23 protein-coding genes and 4 pseudogenes are annotated in these 24,743 nt (G+C 72.8%); 15 read left to right on the forward strand and 12 right to left on the reverse strand.

Features of this window, described 5'->3' with window-relative positions; all coding sequences use genetic code 11:
- Nucleotides 1–116: 116 nt before the first annotated feature.
- Entirely contained in the window at nucleotides 117–1,997 is a 1,881-nt protein-coding gene (locus ACWGJO_RS34340; RefSeq protein WP_452189696.1) for an amidohydrolase, read from the reverse strand.
- A gap of 321 nt (nucleotides 1,998–2,318) precedes the next feature.
- Between ACWGJO_RS34340 and ACWGJO_RS34345 the strand changes: the two genes are divergently transcribed.
- Nucleotides 2,319–2,981, forward strand: a complete 663-nt coding sequence (locus ACWGJO_RS34345) for a hydrolase (protein WP_452189675.1) — start codon at nucleotides 2,319–2,321, stop codon at nucleotides 2,979–2,981.
- Nucleotides 2,982–3,006: 25 nt separating this feature from the next.
- Complete coding sequence (locus ACWGJO_RS34350; RefSeq protein WP_452189676.1) at nucleotides 3,007–3,489, forward strand: DoxX family protein; 483 nt, start codon at nucleotides 3,007–3,009, stop codon at nucleotides 3,487–3,489.
- A gap of 216 nt (nucleotides 3,490–3,705) precedes the next feature.
- On the opposite strand, the gene ACWGJO_RS34355 is transcribed toward ACWGJO_RS34350, so the two are convergent.
- The gene (locus tag ACWGJO_RS34355; RefSeq protein ID WP_452189677.1) at nucleotides 3,706–4,260 is read right to left on the reverse strand and encodes a Dps family protein; all 555 of its coding nucleotides are present in this window, start codon (nucleotides 4,258–4,260) and stop codon (nucleotides 3,706–3,708) included.
- 297 nt (nucleotides 4,261–4,557) lie between these two features.
- Between ACWGJO_RS34355 and ACWGJO_RS34360 the strand changes: the two genes are divergently transcribed.
- Nucleotides 4,558–5,394, forward strand: a complete 837-nt coding sequence (locus ACWGJO_RS34360; protein ID WP_452189678.1) for an alpha/beta fold hydrolase — start codon at nucleotides 4,558–4,560, stop codon at nucleotides 5,392–5,394.
- Between the two features lie 188 nt (nucleotides 5,395–5,582).
- A complete protein-coding gene (locus tag ACWGJO_RS34365) occupies nucleotides 5,583–6,548 on the forward strand; it encodes a VOC family protein (protein ID WP_452189679.1) in 966 nt (321 codons plus the stop codon).
- A gap of 174 nt (nucleotides 6,549–6,722) precedes the next feature.
- Here the strand turns inward: ACWGJO_RS34365 and ACWGJO_RS34370 are convergent, their stop codons facing one another.
- The 3 genes from ACWGJO_RS34370 to ACWGJO_RS34380 all read right to left on the reverse strand — a co-directional run bounded on the left by ACWGJO_RS34370 (nucleotide 6,723) and on the right by ACWGJO_RS34380 (nucleotide 9,403).
- Nucleotides 6,723–7,559: a helix-turn-helix domain-containing protein gene (locus ACWGJO_RS34370; protein WP_452189680.1), complete on the reverse strand. Its 837-nt coding sequence runs from the start codon at nucleotides 7,557–7,559 to the stop codon at nucleotides 6,723–6,725.
- A 122-nt stretch (nucleotides 7,560–7,681) separates the two neighbouring features.
- Nucleotides 7,682–7,927 (reverse strand): alpha/beta fold hydrolase, encoded by a 246-nt coding sequence (locus ACWGJO_RS34375; RefSeq protein WP_452189681.1) that lies wholly within the window; start codon nucleotides 7,925–7,927, stop codon nucleotides 7,682–7,684.
- Between the two features lie 222 nt (nucleotides 7,928–8,149).
- Complete coding sequence (locus ACWGJO_RS34380) at nucleotides 8,150–9,403, reverse strand: PucR family transcriptional regulator (RefSeq protein ID WP_452189682.1); 1,254 nt, start codon at nucleotides 9,401–9,403, stop codon at nucleotides 8,150–8,152.
- Between the two features lie 182 nt (nucleotides 9,404–9,585).
- Between ACWGJO_RS34380 and ACWGJO_RS34385 the strand changes: the two genes are divergently transcribed.
- Nucleotides 9,586–10,275, forward strand: a complete 690-nt coding sequence (locus ACWGJO_RS34385) for an SsgA family sporulation/cell division regulator (RefSeq protein WP_452189683.1) — start codon at nucleotides 9,586–9,588, stop codon at nucleotides 10,273–10,275.
- 136 nt (nucleotides 10,276–10,411) lie between these two features.
- Here ACWGJO_RS34385 and ACWGJO_RS34390 read toward each other — a convergent pair.
- A pseudogene (locus ACWGJO_RS34390) lies at nucleotides 10,412–10,555 on the reverse strand (pirin family protein); the annotation flags it as partial.
- A 1,333-nt stretch (nucleotides 10,556–11,888) separates the two neighbouring features.
- Entirely contained in the window at nucleotides 11,889–12,773 is an 885-nt protein-coding gene (locus ACWGJO_RS34395; protein ID WP_452189684.1) for a UbiA family prenyltransferase, read from the reverse strand.
- A gap of 78 nt (nucleotides 12,774–12,851) precedes the next feature.
- Here ACWGJO_RS34395 and ACWGJO_RS34400 point away from each other — a divergent pair, with 78 nt between their 5' ends.
- The 4 genes from ACWGJO_RS34400 to ACWGJO_RS34415 all read left to right on the forward strand — a co-directional run bounded on the left by ACWGJO_RS34400 (nucleotide 12,852) and on the right by ACWGJO_RS34415 (nucleotide 16,044).
- Entirely contained in the window at nucleotides 12,852–13,916 is a 1,065-nt protein-coding gene (locus ACWGJO_RS34400; protein WP_452189685.1) for a type III polyketide synthase, read from the forward strand.
- Between the two features lie 6 nt (nucleotides 13,917–13,922).
- A complete protein-coding gene (locus ACWGJO_RS34405; RefSeq protein WP_452189686.1) occupies nucleotides 13,923–14,444 on the forward strand; it encodes an isoprenylcysteine carboxyl methyltransferase family protein in 522 nt (173 codons plus the stop codon).
- Complete coding sequence (locus ACWGJO_RS34410) at nucleotides 14,441–15,454, forward strand: NAD(P)/FAD-dependent oxidoreductase (protein WP_452189687.1); 1,014 nt, start codon at nucleotides 14,441–14,443, stop codon at nucleotides 15,452–15,454. Before ACWGJO_RS34405 ends, ACWGJO_RS34410 begins: the two co-directional genes overlap by 4 nt.
- Before the next feature lie 401 nt (nucleotides 15,455–15,855).
- Nucleotides 15,856–16,044, forward strand: coding sequence for a hypothetical protein (locus ACWGJO_RS34415; protein WP_452189688.1), 189 nt, complete (start codon nucleotides 15,856–15,858; stop codon nucleotides 16,042–16,044).
- 574 nt (nucleotides 16,045–16,618) lie between these two features.
- On the opposite strand, the pseudogene ACWGJO_RS34420 reads toward ACWGJO_RS34415, so the two are convergent.
- Nucleotides 16,619–16,744 (reverse strand): annotated as a pseudogene (locus tag ACWGJO_RS34420) (transcriptional regulator); the annotation flags it as partial.
- 218 nt (nucleotides 16,745–16,962) lie between these two features.
- On the opposite strand from ACWGJO_RS34420, the pseudogene ACWGJO_RS34425 reads away from it, so the two are divergent.
- Nucleotides 16,963–17,400 (forward strand): annotated as a pseudogene (locus ACWGJO_RS34425) (aldo/keto reductase); the annotation flags it as partial.
- 288 nt (nucleotides 17,401–17,688) lie between these two features.
- Nucleotides 17,689–17,871, forward strand: a complete 183-nt coding sequence (locus ACWGJO_RS34430) for a hypothetical protein (RefSeq protein WP_452189689.1) — start codon at nucleotides 17,689–17,691, stop codon at nucleotides 17,869–17,871.
- A 310-nt stretch (nucleotides 17,872–18,181) separates the two neighbouring features.
- Here ACWGJO_RS34430 and ACWGJO_RS34435 read toward each other — a convergent pair whose 3' ends face one another.
- From ACWGJO_RS34435 to ACWGJO_RS34445, 3 genes are all read right to left on the reverse strand, one after another.
- Nucleotides 18,182–19,051, reverse strand: coding sequence for an HAD family hydrolase (locus ACWGJO_RS34435; RefSeq protein ID WP_452189690.1), 870 nt, complete (start codon nucleotides 19,049–19,051; stop codon nucleotides 18,182–18,184).
- A gap of 145 nt (nucleotides 19,052–19,196) precedes the next feature.
- The gene (locus ACWGJO_RS34440; protein ID WP_452189691.1) at nucleotides 19,197–19,436 is read right to left on the reverse strand and encodes a hypothetical protein; all 240 of its coding nucleotides are present in this window, start codon (nucleotides 19,434–19,436) and stop codon (nucleotides 19,197–19,199) included.
- Between the two features lie 52 nt (nucleotides 19,437–19,488).
- The gene (locus tag ACWGJO_RS34445; RefSeq protein ID WP_452189692.1) at nucleotides 19,489–19,707 is read right to left on the reverse strand and encodes a hypothetical protein; all 219 of its coding nucleotides are present in this window, start codon (nucleotides 19,705–19,707) and stop codon (nucleotides 19,489–19,491) included.
- A gap of 203 nt (nucleotides 19,708–19,910) precedes the next feature.
- On the opposite strand from ACWGJO_RS34445, the gene ACWGJO_RS34450 reads away from it, so the two are divergent.
- Nucleotides 19,911–22,829 (forward strand): cation-translocating P-type ATPase, encoded by a 2,919-nt coding sequence (locus ACWGJO_RS34450; protein WP_452189693.1) that lies wholly within the window; start codon nucleotides 19,911–19,913, stop codon nucleotides 22,827–22,829.
- Between the two features lie 69 nt (nucleotides 22,830–22,898).
- Here the strand turns inward: ACWGJO_RS34450 and ACWGJO_RS34455 are convergent.
- Nucleotides 22,899–23,369: pseudogene (locus ACWGJO_RS34455) on the reverse strand (cation-transporting P-type ATPase); the annotation flags it as partial.
- Nucleotides 23,370–23,536: 167 nt separating this feature from the next.
- Here ACWGJO_RS34455 and ACWGJO_RS34460 point away from each other — a divergent pair.
- The 3 genes from ACWGJO_RS34460 to ACWGJO_RS34470 all read left to right on the forward strand — a co-directional run.
- Nucleotides 23,537–23,728, forward strand: coding sequence for a hypothetical protein (locus ACWGJO_RS34460; RefSeq protein ID WP_452189694.1), 192 nt, complete (start codon nucleotides 23,537–23,539; stop codon nucleotides 23,726–23,728).
- Between the two features lie 2 nt (nucleotides 23,729–23,730).
- A complete protein-coding gene (locus ACWGJO_RS34465) occupies nucleotides 23,731–24,105 on the forward strand; it encodes an ArsR/SmtB family transcription factor (RefSeq protein WP_452189695.1) in 375 nt (124 codons plus the stop codon).
- Nucleotides 24,106–24,185: 80 nt separating this feature from the next.
- On the forward strand, nucleotides 24,186–24,743 hold a 558-nt coding region (locus tag ACWGJO_RS34470), incomplete at its 3' end, for a SulP family inorganic anion transporter (RefSeq protein ID WP_452189697.1).

A 24,743-nucleotide genomic window follows, 5' to 3' on the forward strand; every position in this document is an offset into this window, starting at 1 on the left:
TGTGGACACGCGGGCTCCTCTTAGGTTGGGGGGGGGGGGGGGGGGGCGCCGCCCCGGGCCGCGCCACGCGGCCCGGAGCGGCGCCCCGCTGCGGAACTGACGGCACCTCGGGGGAATCAGAGGAAGCAGGGGTCCGTCGGCAGCTGGGACTGTCCGGGCAGGGCGAGGCCGCGGGCCGCGCGCCAGGCGTGCTGCTCGCCGGAGGCCGCCACGGCCTCCAGGACGCCCTCGGCCTGGCGGACCCCGGCAGCCAGGCTGGGGGCGGGGGTGGCGTGGTAGCCGCCGAAGCGGGTGACCGGGCTCCAGGAGGGCGTCACCTCGGGCAGTTCCGGGGCCAGGCCCTGGTGCTCCCCGGCGGCGTGGACGATGCGTCCGCCGACGACCGTCAGCACGGACTCGATGTGCGGGATATCGGCCTCGGGCACGGTGAAGTAGTCGGCGTCGAGCAGCGCGAGGTCCGCGTAACTGCCGACCGTCAGACGGCCCTTGACGTCCTGCTCGCCGGTAAGGCGGGCGCCGCCGAGGGTGTAGAGCTCCAGGGCCTGTTCGCGGCTGAGGCGGTTGTGCTCGGCAGCGAGCCGCCGCCCGGAGACGGCGCGGCCGGAGACCAGCCAGTGCAGGGCGACCCACGGGTTGTAGGAGGAGACCCGGGTGGCGTCGGTGCCCGCCGCGACGGTCAGCCCGCGGTCGAGCATCGCGCGCAGCGGGGGCGCTTCGGCTGCGGCGGGGGCGCCGTAGCGGGAGACGAAGGCCTCGCCCTGGAAGGACAGGCGGTTCTGGACGGAGACGGCGCCGCCGAGGGCGGCGATCCGGTCGAGGCTGTCCTTGCTGACGGTCTCGGCGTGGTCGAAGAGCCAGCGGTTGCCCTGGGGGAAGAGGCCCTCGGCGGCGAGCTTCTCGAAGACGGCGAGGTCACGGCGGATCGTCTCGTCGTAGGTGGCGTGCAGGCGGAAGCCCCAGCCGTTCTCCATGAGCAGGCGGACGGCCTTCTCGAACTCGCTCTCGTAGGCACCCAGTTGCGGCCTCGGCTCGGTGAAGTTCTCGAAGTCGGCGGCGGCCCAGGTGAGGTTCTCCCCCGCGCCGTTGAGGCGCAGCCACTCGTCGCCCTCGCCGGGGCGGACGGTGTCGACCCAGCGGGTGAGGTCGTCGAGCTCCTGCCCGGCGGTCTGCGGGAAGAGGTGGTAGGCGATGCGCAGGCTCAGCTCGCCGCGGCGGGCGAGTTCCATGACGGTGCCGTAGTTCTCGGGGAAGCTCTGGAAGCCGCCGGCGGCGTCGATCGCGGAGGTGAGGCCGAAGCGGTTCAGTTCGCGCAGGAAGTGGCGGGTGGAGCCGATCCGGTCGGCCTCGTCCAGGGTGGGGGCCTTGGCGAGGGTGGAGTAGAGCAGCAGGGCGCCGGGGGCGGCGACCAGCAGGCCGGTGGGTTCGCCGTCGTGTCCGCGCACGATCTGGCCGCCGGCCGGGTCGGGGGTGTCCCGGGTGAAGCCGGCCGCGCGCAGGGCCGCCTTGTTGAGCAGCGCCGACTGGTAGAGGTGCAGGACGAAGACGGGGGTGTCGGGCGCCGCGGCGTTGAGCTCGGCCAGGGTGGGCAGGCGCCGTTCGGCGAACTGGTCGGCGGACCATCCGCCGACCACCCGCACCCACTGGCCGGGCGGGGTGCGCTCGGCCTGCAGGCGCAGCATCGCCAGGGCCTCGCGCAGCGTCGGAACGCCGTCCCAGCGCAGCTCCAGCACGTAGTTGAGGCCGCCGCGGATGACGTGCAGGTGCGCGTCGTTGAGTCCGGGGACGGCCCGACGACCGAGCGCGTCGACCACCCGGGTGCCGGGGCCGACCAGCGGAACGACGTCCGCGTCGTCGCCGACCGCCCGGATCAGACCGCCCCGGATGGCCACAGCGGTGGCCTGGGGGCGGCGCGGATCGTTGGTGAACACCTTGGCGTTGCGCACGACGAGGTCGGCGGGCTGCTCGGGAGCACCGGGGCGCACCCCGGCAACGGGCATGGTGGACAAGGGAAGTCCCTTCGTTGGGTGGTGTTTCGGCGCAGGCCTCGCAGCGAACCTAGGCGGACCGCGGCGGGCGTGGTTCTCCGCAGCGCATCGCCAGTTGCCCGGCAGCGCACTTCACCGTCCGGACGGCCCGGTTCCCGTGGGTCCGCCCGTGCCCGTGCGTTGTGGGAACAGTCCCGGGCGCGCAGCGAGCAGAACCCCGCACGGGCCGCGGGCTAGTGTCGTCGACGTACCGCCCCGCCGATCCGGCCGGGCACCTGACGCAGTGTCACATTCCTGTGTCGTTCCCCGCATTCACGAGAAGAGAGAGCCGTCATGGTTGACTTCGCGAACGTTCACGCCGCTCCGAGCCCGGACCTGCTGACCCCCGACAACGCGATGATGCTGTTCGTCGACCACCAGCCGCAGATGTTCTTCGGCACCGGCAGCGGCGACCGCACTGCGATCATCAACGCCACCGTCGGCCTGGCCAAGGCCGCGAAGATCTTCGACGTGCCGACCGTGCTGTCCACCGTCGCCGCCGAGTCCTTCTCCGGCCCGATCCTGCCGCAGCTGCAGGCCGTCTTCCCCGGCCAGGAGGTCGTCGACCGCACCAGCATGAACGCCTGGGAGGACGAGGCCCTGGTCGAGGCCGTCAAGGCCACCGGCCGCAAGAAGATCATCCTCTCCGGCCTGTGGACCGAGGTCTGCCTCGTCCTGCCCGCCCTGTCCGCGCTCGACCAGGGCTACGAGGTCTACGTCGTCGCCGACGCCTCCGGCGGCGTCAGCCCGCTGGCCCACGAGCACGCCCTGCAGCGGATGACCGCCGCCGGCGCCGTGCCCGTCACCTGGATCCAGGTCCTGCTGGAGCTCCAGCGCGACTGGGCCCGCACCGAGACCTACGTCGCGGTCACCGAGCTCGTCAAGGAGCACGGCGGCGCCTACGGCATGGGCCTCGTCTACGCCCAGTCCATGATCGACCCGCACGCCGCCGGCTGACCGAACCCACCCGACGGAGTCCGACATGAACACCGGCCTACTCCTGCTGCGCCTGGTCGTCGGCCTGTTGCTCGCCGGCCACGGCGTCCAGAAGGTCAGCTTCCATCTCGGCGGCGGCGGACTGGAGGGCGGCACCGCCGAGTTCCGGGGCGACGGCTTCCGCGGCGGCAGGCTCACCGCGCTGGCCGCCGGCGCCACCCAGGTCGGGGCCGGGCTGATGCTCGCCCTCGGCCTGCTCACCCCGCTGGCCGGCGCGGGCGTCATGGGCGTGATGACCGTCGCCCTGACGGTCAAGTGGCCCCACGGCCTGTGGGTCCAGCACGACGGGTACGAGTTCCCCCTCGTCCTGATCGTCACCGCCGCGGCACTGACCGCCACCGGCCCCGGCCAGTGGTCGCTCGACGGGGCCCTCGGCCTCGCCGCCTGGCCGCTGTGGTGCCTGCCCGCCGCCGTGCTCGCCGGCGTGGGCGGCGGACTCGCCACCCGCCTCGCCCTGCACCGCACCTGACACCCGCGCGACACGAACGGGCTCGGGCCCCTGGAAGGGAAACCCTCCAGGGGCCCGAGCCCGTTCGCGTGCCGCCGCACCGACGCCGAGGAACGGCACCGGAAGAACGACGAGCGGTACGACAGGACGAGCGGCACGAAAAAGTGCCGGGCTCCCGACGAAAGGGCCCGGCACGGAGCGGAGCCGGGCCCGCCGACGAACGGGCCCGGCCCGCGGTCACTCCCCGGTCTCGGGGGTGACGACCAAGTGCTCGGCGAGGAACCAGACCTGGGCCTCACCGGTGCGGATGACCTGGGAGACCAGCAGGTCCTGGGTGCCGTCGTCACCGAGTTCGGCCGTTCGGCCGGCGGCGTCCCGGACATCGGCGAGAACGGTCTCGTGCGCGTCGAGAAGTCGCGAGAGCATCGACCGCACCCCCTCGATGCCGTCCGGCGGACGCGGAACGCCCGTGATCTGCGCGGCGTGACGGAGGTCGCCCACCGCGACGCCGCCGAGGCTCTGCACCCGCTCGGCGAGCGCGTCGACCAGCTCCAGCTGCTCCTGGGCGTGCTTGTCGAAGAGCAGGTGCAGCTGGTACGCGGTCGGCCCGCGCATGCCCCAGTGGTACTTCTTGTACAGCCCGTACAGGAACTGGGTGTCCGCGAGGACCCGGTTGAGCCGCTGGCACGAGTACTGCCGGGCGTCGTGGGAGAGCGCGATCGGCAGCTGGGTGACGGTGCCGAACTCCTGGATCTCGGGACCGTGCTGGTGGAGGCGCGGCTGGCTGCTCATGGTGCTCCTGCTTCGTGCGGGGTCGGTGACATCTGCGGCCATCAGGCTAGGAACGCGCGGGCCGGGCACCTGTTCCGACCGCGCACTGCCTGCGGTCGGTCAGCGCACCGGGTACCGGAGCCGAGGCGCTGTCCCCGTCCGCTCCGCCGGTGCGCCCGGTCGTAGCACTCTCGGACGACTCGGGGTGCTCTCGGAGTCAACCGGCCCCCGGCCACCGCGCCTAGCGTGGAACCCTCCGCAGCCGAGCACCGCAGTAAGACGCTGCCGCGAGCAGCTGCCGCACGAAAGGGAAGACCCATGCCGTACATCACCGTTGGCCAGGAGAACTCCGCCTCCATCGACCTCTACTACGAGGACCACGGCACCGGCCAGCCGGTCGTCCTCATCCACGGATTCCCGCTGAACGGCAAGTCCTGGGAGCGCCAGAGCGCCGCCCTGCTGGAGGCCGGCTACCGGGTCATCACCTACGACCGCCGCGGCTTCGGCCAGTCCTCGCAGCCCACCACCGGCTACGACTACGACACCTTCACCGCCGACCTCCACACCGTGCTGGAGACCCTCGACCTGCGCGACGCCGTCCTGGTCGGCTTCTCCATGGGCACCGGCGAGACCGCCCGCTACGTGGGCACCTACGGCACCGAGCGCATCGCCAAGGTCGCCTTCCTCGCCTCGCTGGAGCCGTACCTGCTCAAGACCGACGACAACCCGGACGGCGCCGCCCCCCAGGAGTTCTTCGACGGCATCGTCGCCGCCGTGAAGGCCGACCGGTTCGCCTTCTACACCGACTTCTTCAACGACTTCTACAACCTGGACGAGAACCTCGGCACCCGGATCAGCGAGGAGGCCGTCCGCAACAGCTGGAACGTCGCCACCGCCGGCGGCGCCTTCGCCGCCTCGGCCGCACCCACCACCTGGTACACCGACTTCCGCGCCGACATCGCCCGCATCGACGTGCCCGCCCTGATCCTGCACGGCACCGGCGACCGCACCCTGCCCATCGAGAACACCGCCCGCCCCTTCCACCGGGCCCTGCCCTCCGCCGAGTACGTCGAGATCGAGGGCGCTCCGCACGGCCTGCTCTGGACCCACTCCGAAGAGGTCAACTCCGCGCTGCTCGCCTTCCTCGCCAAGTGACCCGGACGGCCGCGACACCCTCGACCCGCGGCCGTCCGCCCGACCCCGGTACCGCCGTCGCCGCCCCGGGCCCGAACGGCGACGGCGGTACCGGCCACACCAGCCCCACTGGCCCCACCGGCCACACACTCACGCCCGGTATCCCCTTCCAGGGACGCCGGGCGTTCGCCACGACCAGGAGGTCACCCATGAAGCTCCGCTCGGCCCGCCGCATGGTCCCGCTGGTGGCGGTACTCGCCGCCCTGACCGCGGTCCCCGCCGCCTCGGCCGCCTCGGCCGCCTCCGCCGGCCAGGGCACGTCCCGGAGCGCGGCCCAGGGCACGCCGGCCGAACGGCCGGGCACCCAGCAGCAGTTCGCCGTCGGCCCGCAGTACGACTCCACCCACGTCTACGTCGCGCCCGGCACCGAGCAGGCCTTCGTGACCAGCTGGACGTCCACCTTCGGCGGCACCACGATCGGCCCGGTCTCCACCCAGGTGACGCCGACGCCCAGCCGGACGCTCTCCGAGCTGGTGGTGTCCCCGGTCGGCACGCTGTCGGTGTTCGACTACACCACGCCCGTGCCGTACCCCTTCGGCACCGAACGGACCGGCTGGCTGGTGACCGACCTCGACCAGGCCGTCCGCGCCGCCCGTGCCGACGGCGCGACCGTCACCGTGGCACCGTTCGCCGACCCGATCGGCCGCGACGCCGTCGTCCAGTTCCCGGGCGGGATCAACGCCCAGCTGTACGTCCACACCACCCCGCCGTCCTACCCCGCCCTGGTCAGCGTGCCGGAGAACCGGCTCTACCTGTCGCCGGACGCGGTCGGCTCCTTCCTGCACAGCTACCTCGCCTTCACCCGGGGCCGGATCGTCTCCGACGACCGGAGGGCCGACGGCGCCGCCATCGGCCTGCCCGGCACCACGTACCGGCTCGTCCGCCTCACCTCCGGCTTCGGCACCACCACCGTCGCCGTGACGGACGGCCACCTGCCCCACCCGTACGGCCGGGAACTCACCGGCTACGGCGTGCCCGACCTCGGCGCCACCCTGGACCGGGCCGGGGCCGCCGGCGCGACGGTGCTGTCGGGACCCGTCCGCGCGGGCGGCCGGGACAGCGCGACGGTGCAGTTCCCCGGCGGCTACATCGCCGAGATCCACACCGACCGCTGACCGGCCCGACGCGGTCGCCGACGGCGGCCGGGCCCCTCGCGGCCCGGCCGCCCCGCCCCCGTCGCACAGTGCGCTCCGTCTCCCGCCCGGTGCCGCCGACAAGAAACCCAGCGCGCCGCCGTCGCCGGGCACCGGCGGGATCGGCAGAGTGTGGAAGCGGCCGTGGTGAAGGAGTCAGGAGGCCGTGTTCCGGCTGTCGGTCTGGGCGGCGTAGGCCTGCCATTCGCGGGGCGAGACCCCGTAGGCGTCACGGAACGCCCGGCTGAAGTGGGAGTGGCTGACGAAACCCCACCGGTGCGCGACCGCGGACACACTGGCCTGCCGACGGGCCGGACGCTCCAGCTCCCGACGGCACGCGTCCAACCTGCGCCGACGCACCCACTGGCCCACCGTCATCCCGTCCTGCTGGAACAACTTGTGCAGATAGCGCACCGAGATGTGCTGCGCCCGCGCGATCGACTCCGGCCCCAGATCCGGATCCGCGAGATTCTCCTCGATATGACCACGGATCCGCGCCAACAACTCCGCCGACCCACCCGGACGCTCGGGACCCTCACGCTCCAGCAACTCCGACACCAGGATCGCCACGATGTCCGACACGCCACGCGCCAAATGATCACCCGGCCGCGCCCGGTGCACCCCGCCCCGACCCGCCAGCGTCCGGAGGAACTGCGAAGCGAGCGAACCCACCCCCTCACTCCCCCGCGCCACCAGCCCACCCGTACGCCGCACATCCGAGTGCCGCACCCCCAGGTAGAAGCACGGGACACGGAAACGGACCATCCGACACCCCGCATCCCGCAGCAACCCCGCCGGATACGGCGACGTACCGATCAGCAGATCCCCCGGAGCCAGTACCGTACTGACCCCGTGCCGCCGCACCGAGGCCACCCCCTGGACGTGCAGCACGACGTAGAGGCAGTCCTCGGGATCGGCCCCGGGCGGCGGGGACAGGACCTCGATGCAGGCGTCGGCGGCCTGATCGAGCAGGTGGTGCGCGGTTTCGGGCATGGGTGAGGGACCCGACGGGATCACGGGAGGCTCCGACCGGTTCGAGGGTTTCGGTACAGGGTGTTGGGGAGGGTCGCCCGCCGTCCGATGCCCGGTGGTGGCACCGTCGGCGGCGGGGCGGTTCAGGAGGGGACCGTCTCCACGACGGCGCTGAACCCGCCGGGGTTCTCCAGGAACGGGACGTGCGAACTCGCCACGGTCCTCGGGAACACGTGGAGTCCGGCGCCGGGGATCCGCTCGGCGATGGAGCGCTGGGACTCCGGGTCCACGTGGCTCCCCTCGCAGCCGGGCACCGGGGTCGGCACGTCGATGCGGTCGAGGACGTCGCGGGCCGGGCGCACGCCGTCGTTCGTGGTCAGTCGGTGCATGGTGCTCGTTCTTGTCCGTTCGTATCGGCTCGCGGGTCCGGGATCCGGAACCCGCAGGTCGCCGGGGGGATGAGCGGCAGCTCGTCGTGAGGATTCTCGCGGTGACGTGAACCCGTTGACCACCGACCGACGTAGGGATTGCCCGACGAAGCTTCATCGCTCTGTAGCAACAGGGCTCTGCAGCACCATCACTTCGCGACGCCGCGCCCGGGCGCTCGCGGCCTACGGGAAGGCCGCCTCCGCCGGGGCCTGCAGCAGGTCCCACAGCCGCAGCCCCAGGTGGAGCTCCAGGCGGTGCGCGCCGTCGTCCAGGTCCAGGCCCGTGATCTCCTGGATCTGGCGCAGCCGGTAGTACAGCGAGGTGCGGTGCAGCTCCAGGACCTCCGCGGTCCTGGGCACCGAACCGGCGTTGTCCAGGAAGCAGCGCAGGGTCTCCTCCAGCCGGGAGTTGCCGCCGCCGTTCGCCAGCAGCCGCCGCAGCGGCTTGGGCAGGAGGGATTCGTTGAGCGCGCTCTCGGGCAGTTGGAGGAGGACGGCATACTCCCCGAGCCGCTCCCAGTCGCCGATGCCCTCCAGTCGGGGCAGCCGGCGGGCCGCGCGCACCGCCACCCGGGCCTGGTCGTAGGAGATCCACGCGTCGGCCAGTGCCGTCCGGCGCCCGCCCACGCCCACTGCCACGACCGGCCCCGGGCCCAGGAACGTCGTCAGGGAGCGGACGATGCCGCGGCCCTGCAGGTCCAGGTCCTCCTCCGCCGGTTCCCGATCGAAGACCTGCACCAGCACCGCCCGGTCCTGGTCGACCATCGGCAGGCCGCGCGCCGTCCGGGTCTGCCGGAGCGGCTCCAGCGCACCGCGCAGCGCCACCTCGATCTGGCCGGAGGGTCCCCGCTGCCCGGAGACGGCCACACTGGTCACCACGGCGTGGGGGCCGGCCGGCAGGAGGCCGTCGTCGACCAGGCGCTGGTGCGCGGCACAGCGCTGCACCGAGTCCGAGCCGGTCAGTCGGCTCACCAGCCGACGGGTGTGCTCCTCGTCGTCGTCCGAGGCCAGCCGCTCGGCATACATCTCGACCGCCACGGCGCGGGCCACCTCGTCGATGGCCTTCCGCTCGGCCTCGGTGAGGGGCGCGCCCGCCGCCACGACCATGAGGATGCCGAGCATGTGGCCCCGCTCGCGGACCGGGACGCAGTAGCGCGGCTGCAGCCCCAGGTCGTCGCGGCCCGGCAGGACCCCGGGACGGGTCCACTGGGCGACCCCCTGCGACAGCACGTAGCGGATGGCCTCGTCGTCCGCGATGCCCTGCAGCAGGGTGCGCACCCGCACCCGGTCCTCGTCGCCGAAGTGCCGGCTGGTGCAGATCATCCGCACCAACGGGTCGTCGAGGACGACGGAACGCCCGAGCTCCTCGGCCAGGCCGTCCACCAACGTCTGCAGCGCCTCGCCTCCGGAACGCGAGCGCTGGATCCACCTCTGCATGATCAAAAGCCTCCCGGCGCCATTCATACAAGGAGCGAATCGGGACGGACAAACGTTCAACAAACCGAGGATTCGGTGACTCCGCCGGTGCCGGACGGCTGCCGCCCCGGGCGTCGCCGACCGCCGGAAGAGGTTCCGCGCGCAAGGCCGCGGAAGCGCTTCGCTCACCCAAGCCCCGTGCAGTGCAAGGCAGTTGTGGCCACCCCGACTGCTACGGCGGCCGGCGGCGCGACCGCCGGCCGGACCTCTCCCCGACCGCCGGACCGCACGGGCGTGACACCAATGAGCCCGCGCCCCGTCCTGCACACCGGGCGAACGGTGCGCGGATCGTCACCTCGCGGTGCACGGCCGGAACATCCGCCCCGGCACCGTTTCCCAGCCTGGGAGCGGTTACGCCTCGCCCTGCTCCCGGCAGCTCCCAGGGCCCGAGGCGAGAGCGCCGCACCGCCAGCCACCGGCGCCCCGGCCGTCCGGCGCTCCGTGTCGACGCCCGACTCGTCCTCGGCGAGCACCAGAGCGTCGACGTCCCGGTACACCTCGCCCACCGCAGCGACGACCCGCTCGCCGTCGCACTCGAATTCCTCGGCCCCGCCGCCGAAGCCGGCACCTGGCACTTCTCCCGCGACCTCCTCTGGGAAGGCCTCCACCAACCCACCGGCCTCGGCGACGTCCGCATCTGGCCTCCCTGCACCTGCCACGCCCGCGCCTCCCTGCGCGTCATGCTCAGGAACCGGGCCGACATCGCCCTCATCGGCCTCCCCACCCGCCAGGTCCGGCGCTGGCTCCGCCGCGAGAGCTTCGCCCTCGTCCCCCAGGGCACCGAGCACACCCGCATCGACTGGACCGCCGAACTCTACGACCTCACCGGCTGACCGCCCGGCCACGGACGGCGCACTCGCCCTGCGATGAGGCCACCACACACGAGGAACCTGACCGCCCACTGCCCGGCCGTCCACCCGACCGGCCCGCCGGCGAGCGCCGATCCGGGCTCCGCGGGTCAGCGTTCGCGCCCCGCGCCTTCAAGGGCACGGCGGGCAGCTCCGGGGCAGGCAGCCGGTCGCCGGCGCAGCCGTGGACCTCACCGAAGCGGGTCCCGGCCGTCCAGCCGGCGCGGGCCTGCGCGATGCCCTCCGTTGACCGCCCGATGAAGTTCCGCCAGCGACCACGCGTTTCACGGTTCTTCCCGGGTCGGGGGCTTGGTCGACCAGCCGGGGTCAGCAAAAGGTCGGCAACGCGCCCGGGAGTCGACAACCAGGGCCACCATCAACCTCGCCCGCGGCATGGACAGCTTCTTCCGGGAGTGCGGGCACCCCGAGAGCCGGTGGTCGAGGTGCCCGCACGACCTCGGCCTCGCCGCCCGAACGAGGAGAGCCCGCCCCGGTGGGGGGCAGGCCCTCCTCGTCGCTCCGGCCGTTCAGGTCACCCGACCGACATGCGCTGCCGCTTCACCCGAGCATCAACGTCGGACACCTTGAACTGCAGCTTCGCGTTCTTCCCGCGCCCGAACCCGTACGGCACGGGACCCACGCGGGAAACCTCCCCGTACAGCCACGGGACCGACATGGTCATATGCTCCGCAGTCTCCCTGGCACTCATGAACCGTTGAGCCACGGGACATCCTCCGCAACGGTTGCCAATCGCCGGAGAGGTTCACCCGCGAACAACTGCCGGCCGGTCCTGTTCGCGCACGGCCCCGCCCTGAAAAAAGGCCGTTCCCCGCACCGCTGCGGGGAACGGCCTTCCGGCCTGCATGAACATAGCGCCGACCGGGGCAACAGGATCTGAATCCACACCCCCCGACTCCCATTCACCCTGTGATCTTTCCCGCCGAAAAGGCGGACATTTTTTCGATCACGAGTCGCAGAGCCAGAAATCCTGCCTCAGTGATCCGCATATTCGCCTCCTCGCGATCGTCCTACCGGTAACTTCTCCCGGTAGTTTCCAGGGTACTCCTTACCGGGAGAATTCGGGCCCGCCATGCACATGAGTTTATATTTGAAAATTCCCCCGCACGACGTTCGACCAGAAATTCCACCCGAGAGGTTTCCTGCGCCTCACCCCACGGCCACAGGATCAGTCCTGGCCGAGGCGTCGCAGGGTGAGGCCGGTGCCATGCCGGGACAGGGGAAGTGCCGGTGGGTCGTACGCCGATCCACGTGGAGGCCCGAACTTGGACCATCGCGTCACGCCTGGCTTCGAGGCGAGCCCCGGAGCCGCGAGCCCCATTTCCAGGCACGAGGCCTTACGGCGTGAAACGCCGCCAAGGAACACGGCGTCAACCCAGGACGCATTGCAGGTCGACACCACGGCTTGCGCCGTATAACTGACGTGCCATCGGATATGTGAACGCGGCCGGGCTGTTCGGCCAGCACCTGACCGACGCGGTCCGGCTCAAGGCCCGGCTGGCCACGGCGCGCCCAGCTCGTCACGCAGGCCGTGATGGACTCCGTCCACCACGCCCGCCCTCGGCCTTCCATGCGCAGCGTCAGGTGAGAACGGCGCCGCGCAGCAGGAGCAGGCCGACGTCGAGGGCGGCCAGGGCGAGGGTGGCCAGGAAGGGCAGCCGGCTGCGCGGGTCGGACCGCGGCGGCCACGCGACGGCGAGTGCCAGCGCGCCGGTGAGGGCGAGTGAGGTCGAACCCGCGGCGCCGGCCCGCCCGGACGGTCCCAGGACGAGGACGAACGCCCCGGCGAGCAGCAGCACGGCAGCCAGGACCCTCGCCGGTCGCGGGCCGAGACGCTGGGGCAGGCCCCGGACGTCCGTCGCCAGATCGCCGTCGATGTCGGGCAGGACGTTGGTGACGTGGGCTCCCGTGCCCAGCAGTGCACCGGCGACCATCACCCATCCGGCCGGCCAGGGGTGTCCGGGCAGCGCGAGGGTGACGAAGGCCGGCAGCAGCCCGAAGGCCGCGGCGTAGGGCAGCCAGGAGAGCATCGTGCGCTTGACCCCCAGGTTGTACGACCAGGCCGCAGCGACCCCGGCCAGGTGAACCGCGGCGGCCGCGAGCCCGTTGGCCAGCGACAGCGGAACGCACAGCGCGAGCGCGCACCCGGAGGCGACGGCCACGGTCCGCGGGCGCACCGCACCGGCCACCAGTGGCTTGTCACCCCGCCCGGTGGCAAGGTCCCGGCGCAGATCGACGCGGTCGTTGCACCAGCCCACCGACAGCTGCCCGGCGAGCACCGCCGAGGCCGCCAGCGCACTGCCCGCCGGGCCCCGCCCGGAAGCGGCCGCCAGGGCGGTGATCACGGCGGTGACGGCGATCGACGGGAGGGCATGGGAGGCGGCCAGCAGGCCACGGACCGGGCCGCCCGCGCCCGGACGGGACTGCCCGGCCGCGGGCGTGTACTGGGATCCGACGGTGTGCACCGCCCCATGCTAGATCGGGCAAACTGCCGAATGCGGCCATTTCATGATGAACAGTCATCTTGGCCATAGCATGGCCGGATGACCAGAGTCGCCGCCGTCCACGGGGTGCTCCCGCCGCACCGGTACGAGCAGGGCGAGATCACCGATGCCCTCGCGGCAATGTGCCTGCCGCCCGACGGGGAACGCGGAGTGCTGGAACGACTGCACGCCACCTCCACCGTCGGCACCCGCCACCTGGTCCTGCCGCTGGAGCGCTACCAGGAGCTGGACGGCTTCGGGCAGGCCAACGACCTGTTCGTCGAAGCCGGGGTGGAGCTCGCCGAGCAGGCCCTGACCGGTGCCCTGGCGGCGGCCGGGCTGGCACCCGAGGATGTCGACCTGGTGATCTCCACCTCCGTGACGGGCATCGCCGCGCCCTCGTTGGAGGCCCGGCTGGCCGGGCGGGTGGGCCTGCGGCCGGACGTGAAGCGCGTGCCCGTCTTCGGCCTCGGCTGTGTCGCGGGCGCGGCGGGCCTGGCCCGGCTGCACGACTACCTTGAGGGACATCCCGCCCAGGTCGCGGTTCTGCTCTCGGTCGAACTGTGCTCGCTCACCCTGCAGCGCACCGACACCTCGGTGCAGAACCTGGTGGCCGGCGCGCTGTTCGGCGACGGCGCCGGCGTGCTGGTGGCCGTCGGCCGGCAGCACCCGCTCGGCCAGGAGTGCGCGGGCCCCGAGGTGGTGGCCACCCGCAGCCGGCTGTACCCCGGCACCGAGCGCGCGCTGGGCTGGGACATCGGCGACACCGGATTCAAGATCGTACTCGGCGCCGAACTGCCCGAGCTGGTCCGCCTGCACGTCGGCGAGGACGTCCGGGCCTTCCTCGCCGAGCACGACCTGAAGCCGCCGGACGTCACCGGCTGGGTCGCCCATCCGGGCGGGCCCAAGGTGCTGGACGCCCTGGGCGAAGCACTCGGACTTGACACACGGGCGCTGGAGTTGACGCGGCGCTCGCTGTCCCGGGTCGGCAACCTCTCCTCCGCCTCGGTACTGCACATCCTGCGAGACACCCTCGAACTGTGCCCGCCGCCGCCCGGCACGCCCGGTCTGCTCCTCGCCATGGGGCCGGGCTTCTGCTCCGAACTCGTCCTGCTCCGCTGGTAGGTCCGTGTGCTCCCCTACACCCTGCTGATCCTCCTGGTGGCCGCCGAACGCCTCGCGGAACTCGCCGTCGCGCGACGCAACGCCGCCTGGAGCCGTGCGCGCGGCGGCGTCGAGTACGGCCGCGGCCACTACCCCGTGATGGTCCTGCTCCACGCCGGGCTGCTGGCCGGCTGTCTGGCCGAGGTCCGGTTCGCCGACCGTCCGTTCCCGCCCGCCCTCGGCTGGCCGATGCTCGCCCTGGCACTCGGCGCCCAGGCAGTGCGCTGGTGGTGCATCGGCACGCTGGGGCCGCGCTGGAACACCCGGGTCATCGTGGTGCCCGGACTGCCCCTGGTCACCACGGGTCCCTACCGGCTGCTCAGCCACCCCAACTACCTCGCCGTCGTCGCCGAAGGGGCCGCTCTGCCCCTCGTCCACGGCGCCTGGCTCACCGCGGCCGTCTTCACCCTGCTCAACCTGCCCCTGCTCGCCACCCGGCTGCGCTGCGAGAACGCCGCCCTGACCGGCTGCGCCGCGGTGCCGGCGTGATCGACCTGCTGGTCGCCGGCGGCGGACCCGCCGGCCTCGCCACCGCGATCCACGCCGCCCTGACCGGGCTCGACGCGGTGGTCGTCGAACCACGGCCGGCCCCGATCGACAAGGCGTGCGGCGAGGGACTGATGCCCGGGGCCGTCCGCGCCCTGGCCGCGCTGGGGGCGACCTTGGCCGGCCACCCGATCCACGGCATCCGCTACCTCGACGACCGCCACCGCGCCGAGGGCAGGTTCCGCCACGAAGCAGGGATGGGCGTACGGCGCACCGTCCTGCACGCGGCGCTGTCGCGCCGGGCGGCCGAGCTCGGCGTGCCGATGCTGCCGAGGAAGGTCACCGCCGTCCACCAGGACGGCGACAGCGTCACCGCCGCCGGCCTCACCGCCCGCCACCTGGTCGCCGCGGACGGCCTGCACTCGCCCATCAGGCGGCAGTTGGGCCTGGAACGCCCCGACCCGCGACCACCGCGCTACGGACTGCGGCGGCACTTCGAGGTGGCGCCCTGGACCGACTGCGTGGAAGTCCACTGGTCCGCACTCGGCGAGGCGTACGTCACCCCGCTGGGACCGGACCTGATCGGCGTCGCCATCCTGACCGGCGAGCGAATGCCGTTCGACGCACTGCTGCCCGCGTTCCCCGCGCTCCGTCACCGCCTCGCCGCCCAGGCCGCCTCGGCCGTCCGGGGCGCCGGACCGATGCGCCGACGGGTCCGGGCCAGGGTGGCCGGACGCGTCCTGCTGGTCGGCGACGCCGCCGGCTACATCGACGCGCTCACCGGTGAGGGCATCTCGCTCTCCCTCACCGGTGCCGCCCACCTGGTGCGCTGCGTACGCGCCGGCCGACCGCAGGAGTACGAGCAGGCGTGGCGGCGGGCCACCCTCAACCACCGCCTGCTCACCGACGCACTGGTACGCATCCGCGCCAGCCCGCTACTGGCCCCGCGAATCGTCCCACTGGCCACCCGCGCTCCTGCGCTCTTCACCGCCCTGGTCAACCGCCTCAGCTGACCGCGACGACGGCACCGCGCAGGGCGCTGCCGCCGCCGCGCAAACAGCCCGCGCCATCCGCGTGGACCGCTCGGCAGCCGACGGACTCGCGAGGGCCGTCACCACTACGGCGGGCGCGCTCGACCGAGTCTCCAACGTCCGACACCGACCCCGGGCCGCCGCCCGTCCTCTGCGTCACCTCCTTCGCTCGGAAGCGGTCGGGTCGCTCGGGTCATCGGGTGAAGCCCGGTGGCGCCTTGTCCACAGCGGAGCACCGAAACGCGACACTCAGCCGCGGGCGCCGTACCGAGGGCGTGGTGAAGCCTCACCCGCCCCGGGCCCTCTTCGGCCGTGTCGCCGCGCTACCGGCCCGGAGGTGTCAGGACCAATTCACTTCCATCTGATCGAGGAGGTCGGGGCCCATGACTGGATCCGGACACGACAGCCCACGAACGCAGGCCGCGCCGATCGACCTCGACGGCACGGGGCACTACATCCACTGGGGCGTGGTACAGATCTCCGTCGCCAACCTGGTGGTGATCGCCCTGATGATCCTGGTCTTCGTGCTCGCGCTGCTGCTGCCCTTCCCGCGCGGACGGCGCCGCGGATGAGCACCGAGGCCCGGACTCCCGAGCCTGGCTGGACGGCCGCGGTACGCCGTCGGCTGGTCGCGCTGCCGCCGGAAAAGCTGCTGCCCGACAGCCAGCCGGCCTTCATGGCCTCGTGGGTGTACGTCTTCGGCGTCCTCACGGTCTCCTCCCTGACCGTGGTGCTGGCCAGCGGGGGCCTGCTGGCCCTGAAGGGGCCCGCGTGGTGGCACGTCTCCGCAGTCGGGAAGTACGTCAACAGCCTGCACCTGTGGAGCGTCGAGCTGTTCATGTTCGTCCTGGTGCTCCGCCTGTGGGCGAAGTTCTTCATGGCCGCCTTCCGCAGCCGCCGGATGGGCACCTTCGACCGCAAGGTCGTCGAGGCCTTCATCCAGACAACGGAGCGCAACGGCGTCGGCCTCGCCACCCAGTCCAACGCCTTCGACAAGCCGAAGGCGATCCTCCTCGACGCCCACCGCCTCGGCCTCTACGACGAGAACCCGTTCGACGGCGTCAAGCCGCCCCAGTACGACCCGAAGCGCGCCGTCATCCCCTCACCCACCCAGCTCCAGGGCATACGGATGGCCGGCGACAATACCTCGCGGCGCAGGCCGGGGACGCGGCGGGCGCCGGAGAGCGGGGAGAGGGTGAGGCCGGCCTGCTCGGGGGTGACGCGGGCGCGGCGGGTGGTGAGGAAGTCGCGGATCTCGCTGCGTCGGTCCATACCCCGACCCTACGGCCGGGCACCGCGCGCAGCGGAGGCATGGGGGACCTCGTCAGGGTCTCCTTCCATGCCCTGCGGACGCGGCGGGTGGTGTTCGCTGGAGGACATGCAGCCCTGCGTGCACCGCACTGTGCCGACGCTGCTCGCGCAGCAGATCGCGACTCGCCCCAGGGTTGCCGGGCCCCCAGGGTTGCCGGGCCCCCGGGGGGCGGTGGGTCGCTCTGGGAACGGCGCCCGAAGACCCCGACCGGGAGAGGCACAGCCTCCCGAACGAAATCGAGACCCACCCGTTCTTCCAGCGCACCACCGACCACGCCCTCATGCGCGAGCACGGCGTCCAGCACCAGTCCTGGGGCGGCTTCGCCGAAGGCAAGAATGACCTGTTCACCCACCCCGCCCTCAGCGAGATCGGCAAGGCCCACGGCAAGTCCGTGGCCCAGGTCGTGCTCCGCTGGCTGATCCAGCGCGACATCGTCACCATCCCCAAGTCGGTCAACCCCGACCGGATGGCGCAGAACATCGACGTCTTCGACGTCGAACTCACCGCCGACCAGATGGCCGCCGTAGCCGCCCTCGACACCGGTACCACGCTGTTCTTCGACCATCACGACCCCGAGATGGTCACCTGGCTCAGCAAGCGCCGCCTGGACCGCTGAGCACGGAGGCGGAGCGTCGACCGCGTACCGGCCACAGGCGCCCCAGCGGTACGAGGCCGGGGTGTCCAGTCGTTTCAGTCGCCGGTCACAATCGGGCGGCGCCAGATACTGCGACCAAGTGACACCCGCCTCGACCGCCGGGGCTCAGCTCGCCAAACGCTCGGTCACAGCGATGCCGTCACGAGAAGTCACTCCTCGGGCTCGACAACATCATTGGGAATCCATACCTTCGCGCGGGCGTGCCAGTCCGGTCTGCCGACCCGTTCGGCCCCGGTGGGCGTTGCTCGGGTGCTGACAGACGAGCAGAAGTTGATCCTGCGGGTCTGGTGGCAGGGCGGGAATCGCCGTGACGTCGCCTGCGGGCTGGAATTCGGGGAGAGCGCGGCGGGACTCTACGCAGACGCCGTGCTGAGCCTGCTCGGCACCCGCAAGCGCATTGTGGCCGTGCACCGGGCGCTTGAACACCAGTGATCGATCCGGCCGGGGGCACCCTAGCCGACCTCACCACACCCGTGGCGGCCGATTCGGGCCAGGGCCGCATCAGGCAACACTGGCTGAAGGGAGAGACCGGTGCATCCGGACCCGTAGGCGACGACCGAGCTGAACCCGGACACCCTGATCCTCTGGAGCGCCCCATTGCGATGCTGCGGTCCGCACACGGCCAGGCTCATGACGGTCATCCTCGGTACGTCCTCCGTGGCACGGAACATCGACCACAACTCGGCTGAACGGTCGTACCGCGATCGGGTGAGCGTGTTCTCGTCTGCTGATGACCCAGCCGCTACGCGGCGACCGCGACAGCGCCCAGTCCGCGTACGAGGGGCTCCCCGGTCAGCCACGGCGCCGAGGGCCCTTCGTGATCGAAGGAGATCGCAGCCGTCCGGCCGAATCCGGCCCGGACACCGGCCGCCGTGCCCATTGGCGTGCCTGCCAGCAGCACCGAGCGCGCCGCTGCGGTCCGCAGCAGTCTCAGCGCCAGCTCGTACAGGCCCGGGTCGGGCGGTCCGGCGAGCCCGTAGTGACCAGCGTCCCCGGCGTCCACACAGGCGTCCACCAGGTCGTCCAGCCCGGCACGGTGAAGCAGGAGCGTGCCGCGCCGGCTGGTGGAGACCGCCGCCGTACGGATGCCGGCGGTACGCAAGGCCCGCAGCAACCGGACGGCGCCGGTACGCGGCGGCGCGCCCCGGGAGTTCAGGAGTTCCTCGAAACGCTGGTCCTGGTGGCGGACCAGCAAGCGCAGCAGGTCTTCCCCCGACGGACCGAGGTGATGGACGGCCAGGTCGGCGATCACCGGGCGTTCGGCCAGGAGGGCGGCCCCGGTGTCCACGTCGAGTCGGCCGGTCAGGTGGGCGGGCAGGTCGGACGTGGCATCGAGGGGGCGTTGCGGACGACCGGTGACGTGCGCGTACTGGGCCAGATAGGCGTCGAGAGTGTCCTGCCAGGCCATCGTGCGCAGCGGCTGGGAGTCGGTCAGGACACCGTCCGCGTCGAGGACGACGGCGCCCACCAGGTGGGGGGCCAACCGGACGGACGCCCGGTCCGGGTCCGTCCCGGTCTCGTGGCCCTCAGCGCCGAGCGGCCCGGTGAGCGCGCCGACGCCGTCGGCCGACGGGGCCCCGGCAGTGGACGGCTGGTACTGGGCGGTGGACATCTGAGGCTCCTCGGTCCGGTCCGACGACGGTTGCGCGCTCCGGCTGGGCACACCTCAACCCTCCTCCGCCGGGGCTCCCCCGTGCCAGGGCCGCTCGGCCCCGAGGGCTGGGCCGCTGAGCCCCCGCGGACGTCCCGCCCCGGCGTTACGTCGCCTCCGGGGGGCGCAGCGCGTTCCCGATCTCGTGCGCCCAGCGCTGGATGTGCTCCGGGCTGCGGAAGTCGCCGCCCTTGCCGTGTCTGACGAGGCTGCGGGCGATCCGGCCCGGGGTGTCCGCCGTGACACTGCCGCCGAAGGTGAGATGCCCGCGGGCGTGCAGGTGCCGCACCTCCTTCGCGGCTCCGTGCACCGGCGGGATGTCGTGCTGCTCGGCGGAGCTGTCCACCGGGCCGCTGCTGAACAGCCAGACCGGGCGCCGGGCCAGGGCCTCGGCGTGGTCATGCGCGCAGCGCAGGGCGTCGCGGTGCCAGTGGCCCGCGTAGAGCGAGCTGCCGAGAAAAAACGGCGTCGAAGTCCGACACGTCCTGTACCTCTGCGGCGGGGACGACGACGGCGTCGAACCCGTCCTGGTCCAAGGTCCGGCCGATCTCCTGGGCGATGCCGGCCGTGGCGCCGTGCTTGCTGCCGTAGGCCACCAGGACCCTCTGCTTCTTCATGGCGCTCCTCCTTCGTGTGCCTCTGCCGTCGGTTCGCGTGGCGAGGCCGACAGCTTCAGCGTGAGCCGTCGTCGGCACCCGGGCCATGGCCGCTCACCCGGTTTCCGGGGCCGGTCGGCCCTGCCGCGGGACCCGGACCGCTGCCTACGGTTGGTACAGGGCCCGGGGTCACCGGGCGGCCCCACGACCACTGGGGAGGGAACATGGCACCGACCGCCGAGCTCCGGCCGTCCGACCGCTCGGACGCCCCCGACCCGCGCGAGCCGATCGCACTGCTGTTCCGGGATCTGCGCACGTCACCGGCGGGTCTGGCGGAGCGCGAGGTGCTCCGGCGCCAGGCCGTGTACGGCCCCAACACCCTCGCCCGGCGCGGCGGGCGGCGCTGGCCCCGCGAGCTCGCGCAGCAGTTCACCCACCCGCTCGCCCTGTTGCTGGCCCTCGCGGCCGCGCTCGCGGCGGTCAGTGGGGCCCCGGCGCTGGCGGTGGCGATCGTCGCGGTGATCCTGCTCAACGCCGCGCTCGCCTTCGCCCAGGAGCAGCAGGCCGAGCGGGCGGTGGAGGCTCTGGCCGCGTTCCTGCCGGAGCAGACGACCGTGGTGCGCGACGGCGCCCGGCGGGACGTGGCCGCACGCTCGCTGGTCCCGGGGGATGTACTGGTGGTCGAGGAGGGCGAGCGGATCTCCGCCGACGCCCGGCTGCTCGCGGGAGGCGTCGAGGTCGACCTGTCGGCGCTGACCGGTGAGTCGGTGCCGGTGTTCCGCTCGGCGGAACTGGCGGATGTCGAGGGCTCGCTGCTGGACGCCCGCGACCTGCTGTTCTCCGGGACGACGTGCACGGGTGGCCAGGCCCGGGCGGTGGTCACCGCCACCGGCATGCACACCGAGCTCGGCCGGATCGCGGCGCTCAGCCAGCGCACCCACCGTGAGGAGAGCCCGCTGGAGCACCAGGTCAAGCGGGCCGCCCGGCTGATCGCGGTGGTCGCGGTCGGTGTCGGGCTGGCCTTCCTGCCGATCGGTCTCGCCGCGGGCCTCTCACTCGCCGCCGCGGTGAGCTTCGCGATCGGCCTGCTGGTGGCGAACGTTCCGGAGGGCCTGCTGCCGACCATCACCCTCGCGTTGGCCTCCGGAGTGCGCGACCTGGCCCGGCGCGGCGCGGTGGTCAAGCGCCTGTCCGCCGTCGAGACGCTGGGTTCCACGACGGTCGTGTGCACCGACAAGACGGGCACGCTGACCGAGAACCGGATGCTGGTGACGGCGGTCTGGACGCCGGGCGGCGAGAGCGCGGTCGACGCCCTGCCGGACGTCCCGCCGCAGGTGCGGCTGGTCGCCGAGGCGGCGGCCGCCTGCACGACGGCTCATCCGGACACGGGGCACGGCGACCCGACCGAGCTCGCGCTGCTCGACCTGGCCGACCTGCTCGGCGTGCCGTGCCCTCCCGAGCAGCGTGATCTCGACCGCCGGGCCATGTACCGCTTCGACCCCCGCATCAAGCTGATGACCACCGCCGACGCCGAGGACGGCACGGTCGTCCTGCACACCAAGGGCGCGCCGGAGGAGGTGCTCCTCCGCGCCACGTACCTCCTCGACCACGGCGCGGAGCGGGCTCTCACACCGGACGACCGGACCGAGGTGGCCCACGCCGTCGGTGTCCTGGCCGTCCGGGGCCTGCGGGTGCTCGCCGTGGGCGTGCGTCGGCTGCCGGCCGGCGCACCGCCGCCCGCCCGCCGTGAGGAGGCCGAGCGTGAACTGTGCCTGGTCGGCCTGATCGCCATGGCCGACCCGGCCCGGCCCGAGGTCGCCGACGCGATCACGCTCGCCCACCGGGCCGGCATCACCGTGCACGTCGTCACCGGTGACAACGGTCTGACCGCGGCTGCCATCGCCGCGCAGGTCGGCATCGGCCACCGCGGTTCCCGCATCGTCACCGGCACGGAGCTGGCGGCGATGAGCGAGCCGGAACTGGACACACTGCTCGCCCGGGGCGAGGAGGTGATCTTCGCCCGCACCTCGCCCGAGGCCAAGCTCCGGATCGCGGACGCGCTGCGCGCCGAAGGCCACACCGTGGCCATGACCGGAGACGGCGTCAACGACGCCCCCGCCCTGCGGCGCGCCGACATCGGCGTCGCCATGGGCCGCTCCGGCACGGACGTGGCCCGCGAGTCGGCGACGATGGTGCTGACGGACGACAACTTCGCCACCATCGTGGCGGCCGTCGAGGCCGGGCGGCGGACGTACGACAACATCCGCAAGTTCATCGTCTACATCTTCACCCACGCCGTCCCCGAGGTCGTCCCCTTCCTGGTGTTCGCGCTCGCCGGCGGTGCCATCCCGTTGCCGCTCACGGTGATGCAGATCCTGGCCATCGACCTCGGCACCGACACCCTCCCGGCCCTCGCCCTCGGCCGCGAACGCGCCGAGCCCGGGCTGATGGACCGCCCCCCGCGACCGCGCGGCCAGCGGGTGATCCAGCCCTCGATGCTGGCCAGGGCCTGGGGCTTCCTCGGACTGATCTCGGCCGGCCTGGTGATGTTCGGGTTCCTGCTCACCCTGACGCTGGGAGGCTGGCACCCCGGTGACCCGACCGGCCCCGGCACCGCGTTGCACCTGACCTACCAGCAGGCCACCACGGTGACCTGGCTCGGCATCGTCACCTGCCAGATCGGCACCGCCTTCGCCGCCCGCACCGAGCATGCCTCACTGCGCTCCATCGGCGTCCTCAGCAACCGCCGGCTGCTCGGCGGCATAGGCTTCTCCCTCGCCTTCGCCGCCGCCATCGTCTACCTGCCGCCCCTGCACCACGTCTTCGGGACGGCAGCGCTCACCCCGGCCCAACTGGCCGTCGTGGCCCCGTTCCCGTTCGTCGTCTGGGGCGCGGACGAGATACGCAGAGCCCTGGTGCGCCGCCGTACGGCGGAACACGTGGCGCCGGTCGCCGTCGTGCCCGCGCCGGTGCCTCCTGTCGCCGAGGCGTCCGGGCACCATCCGCTCGCCGTCCTCCTGGCCCGGCACGGCTGGAGTGCCCACCGGCTCACCCGCGCCCTCGGGGTCAGCGAGCACGCGGCCGACGAGATCGTCACCCATGCCCGCCGGGTCGCCGCCGAGCACGGCCGCCGCATGCCGTGAGGCGGACCCTCCACGTACCGGAACCGGGCCGGCGCTGAGCCCTGCGGCACCGGCCACGTCCTTCTCCACGGGGACGGACTCGCCGGTCAGCATCGCCTCGTCCACCAGGAGCGCGGATGCCTCGAACAGCTCGGCGTCCGCGGGCAACTGTGCGGCGATCCTCGACCACAGTGGCGCGGTCGGCACCGCCCCGACCGCGTTCGGCCCGTGCAGCACCAGCGACCGGACTGCCTGCTCCGCGGTCAGACCGGCAGGACGGCTGACTGTTCGGGTCACCGCGCCGCCCGGTCGGCCGGCCACTTGACCAGCCGGAGCCGGCGCGAGAGCGCAAGGTCCGGCCGGGCCTCCGCCCGGACGGCCGACGTATCGGCGCCAACCACGGCGATCACCTCCGGAGCGACGCACCGGACGGCGGCCCTCCCCCGGCCGGTGCCGGGGGAGGCGGGTGCGGCGCAGCGCGTTCTCGGACACCCTCATGGTCTCTCCGAATGCTCGGGCCCGGGAGGGCCGGTCAGCCCCGGAGCACCTGCAGGTCCGCATCCTTGGGAGGGGCGATGACCATCGTCGGTCAATACCGCCCCGAGCCGGGTAGATGCTGATCCGCAATGGTCGCGACTTGAAGAATTCTTCAATTCAATAGATGATGCTGTCCTGTATTCGGCAGGAGTGTGGCCGCGCGCGGCAACGCCCGCGGCGAGGAGGGGCGCATGAGCGACGTTTTCGACCAGGAGCTTCGCGAGCAGCTCGCCGAGGCCCGCCGGCGGCGGGCGAGCGCCCGGGAGGCCGACGACGAGGACGGCGCCCAGGCGTACGCAGGACGCGTCACGCACCTCCTGCGGATCGCCGCCCACCACGGCATCGAGGTCGCGCCCACCCCCGAGGAAGAGGAAGCAGGCTGAGCATGGCCGTCCCGCTCTACCAGGCCAAGGCGGAGTTCTTCCGCACGCTCGGCCACCCGGCGCGCATCCGCGTGCTGGAACTGCTCCAGGACGGGCCGCTCCCGGTGCGCGAGCTGCTCGCCTCGATCGAGATCGAGCCGTCCAGCCTCTCCCAGCAGCTCGGTGTCCTGCGCCGCAGCAACCTGGTCACGGCCACCCGCGAGGGCAACACCGTGGTCTACGCGCTGAGCACCCCGGACGTCGCCGACCTGCTGCGCGCCGCGCGCCGCATCCTCACCGAGATGATCACCGACCAGGAGACGCTGCTCGCCGAGCTGCGTGAGGCGGCCGTGCCCGGCGCAAGCGCCGACGCCGACGCTCGGGAGAAGACCGCGTGAGTGCCACGCAGGGCACCCTGACGGGCCGGGCCGCTGATCGTGTCCGTGCCGTGCTGCCGAACCGGGCGACCCTCGCCACGATGGGCCGCTCGCCCCGCAAGGATCTCCTGGCCGGCCTGACCGTGGCGATCGTGGCCCTGCCGCTCGCGCTGGGCTTCGGCGTCGCCTCCGGCGCCGGTGCCGAGGCCGGGCTGGCCACCGCCGTGGTCGCCGGGGCGCTGGCCGCGATATTCGGCGGCTCCAACCTCCAGGTCAGCGGACCCACCGGGGCCATGACCGTCGTCCTGGTCCCGATCGTCCACCAGTACGGCACCTCCGGGGTGCTGACCGTCGGCCTGATCGCCGGTCTGCTGCTGATCGTCCTTGCCATCGGCGGGGCGGGCCGCTTCATGGCCTACGTCCCCGCCCCGGTGGTGGAGGGCTTCACCCTCGGCATCGCCGGAGTGATCGGGCTCCAGCAGGTGCCCGCGGCCCTCGGCGTGGAGAAGGGTGACGCGGAGAACGTCGTGGTCGTCGCGGCCCGGGCCCTCGCGGACTTCGTCCGCCACCCGCACCCGGCGGCGCTCGCGCTGGCGCTCGGCGTCGCCGCCGTGATGCTGGTCGGAGCCCGGGTGCGCCCCGGCGTGCCGTTCTCGCTG

It is taken from the genome of Kitasatospora sp. NPDC054795, assembly GCF_053611565.1.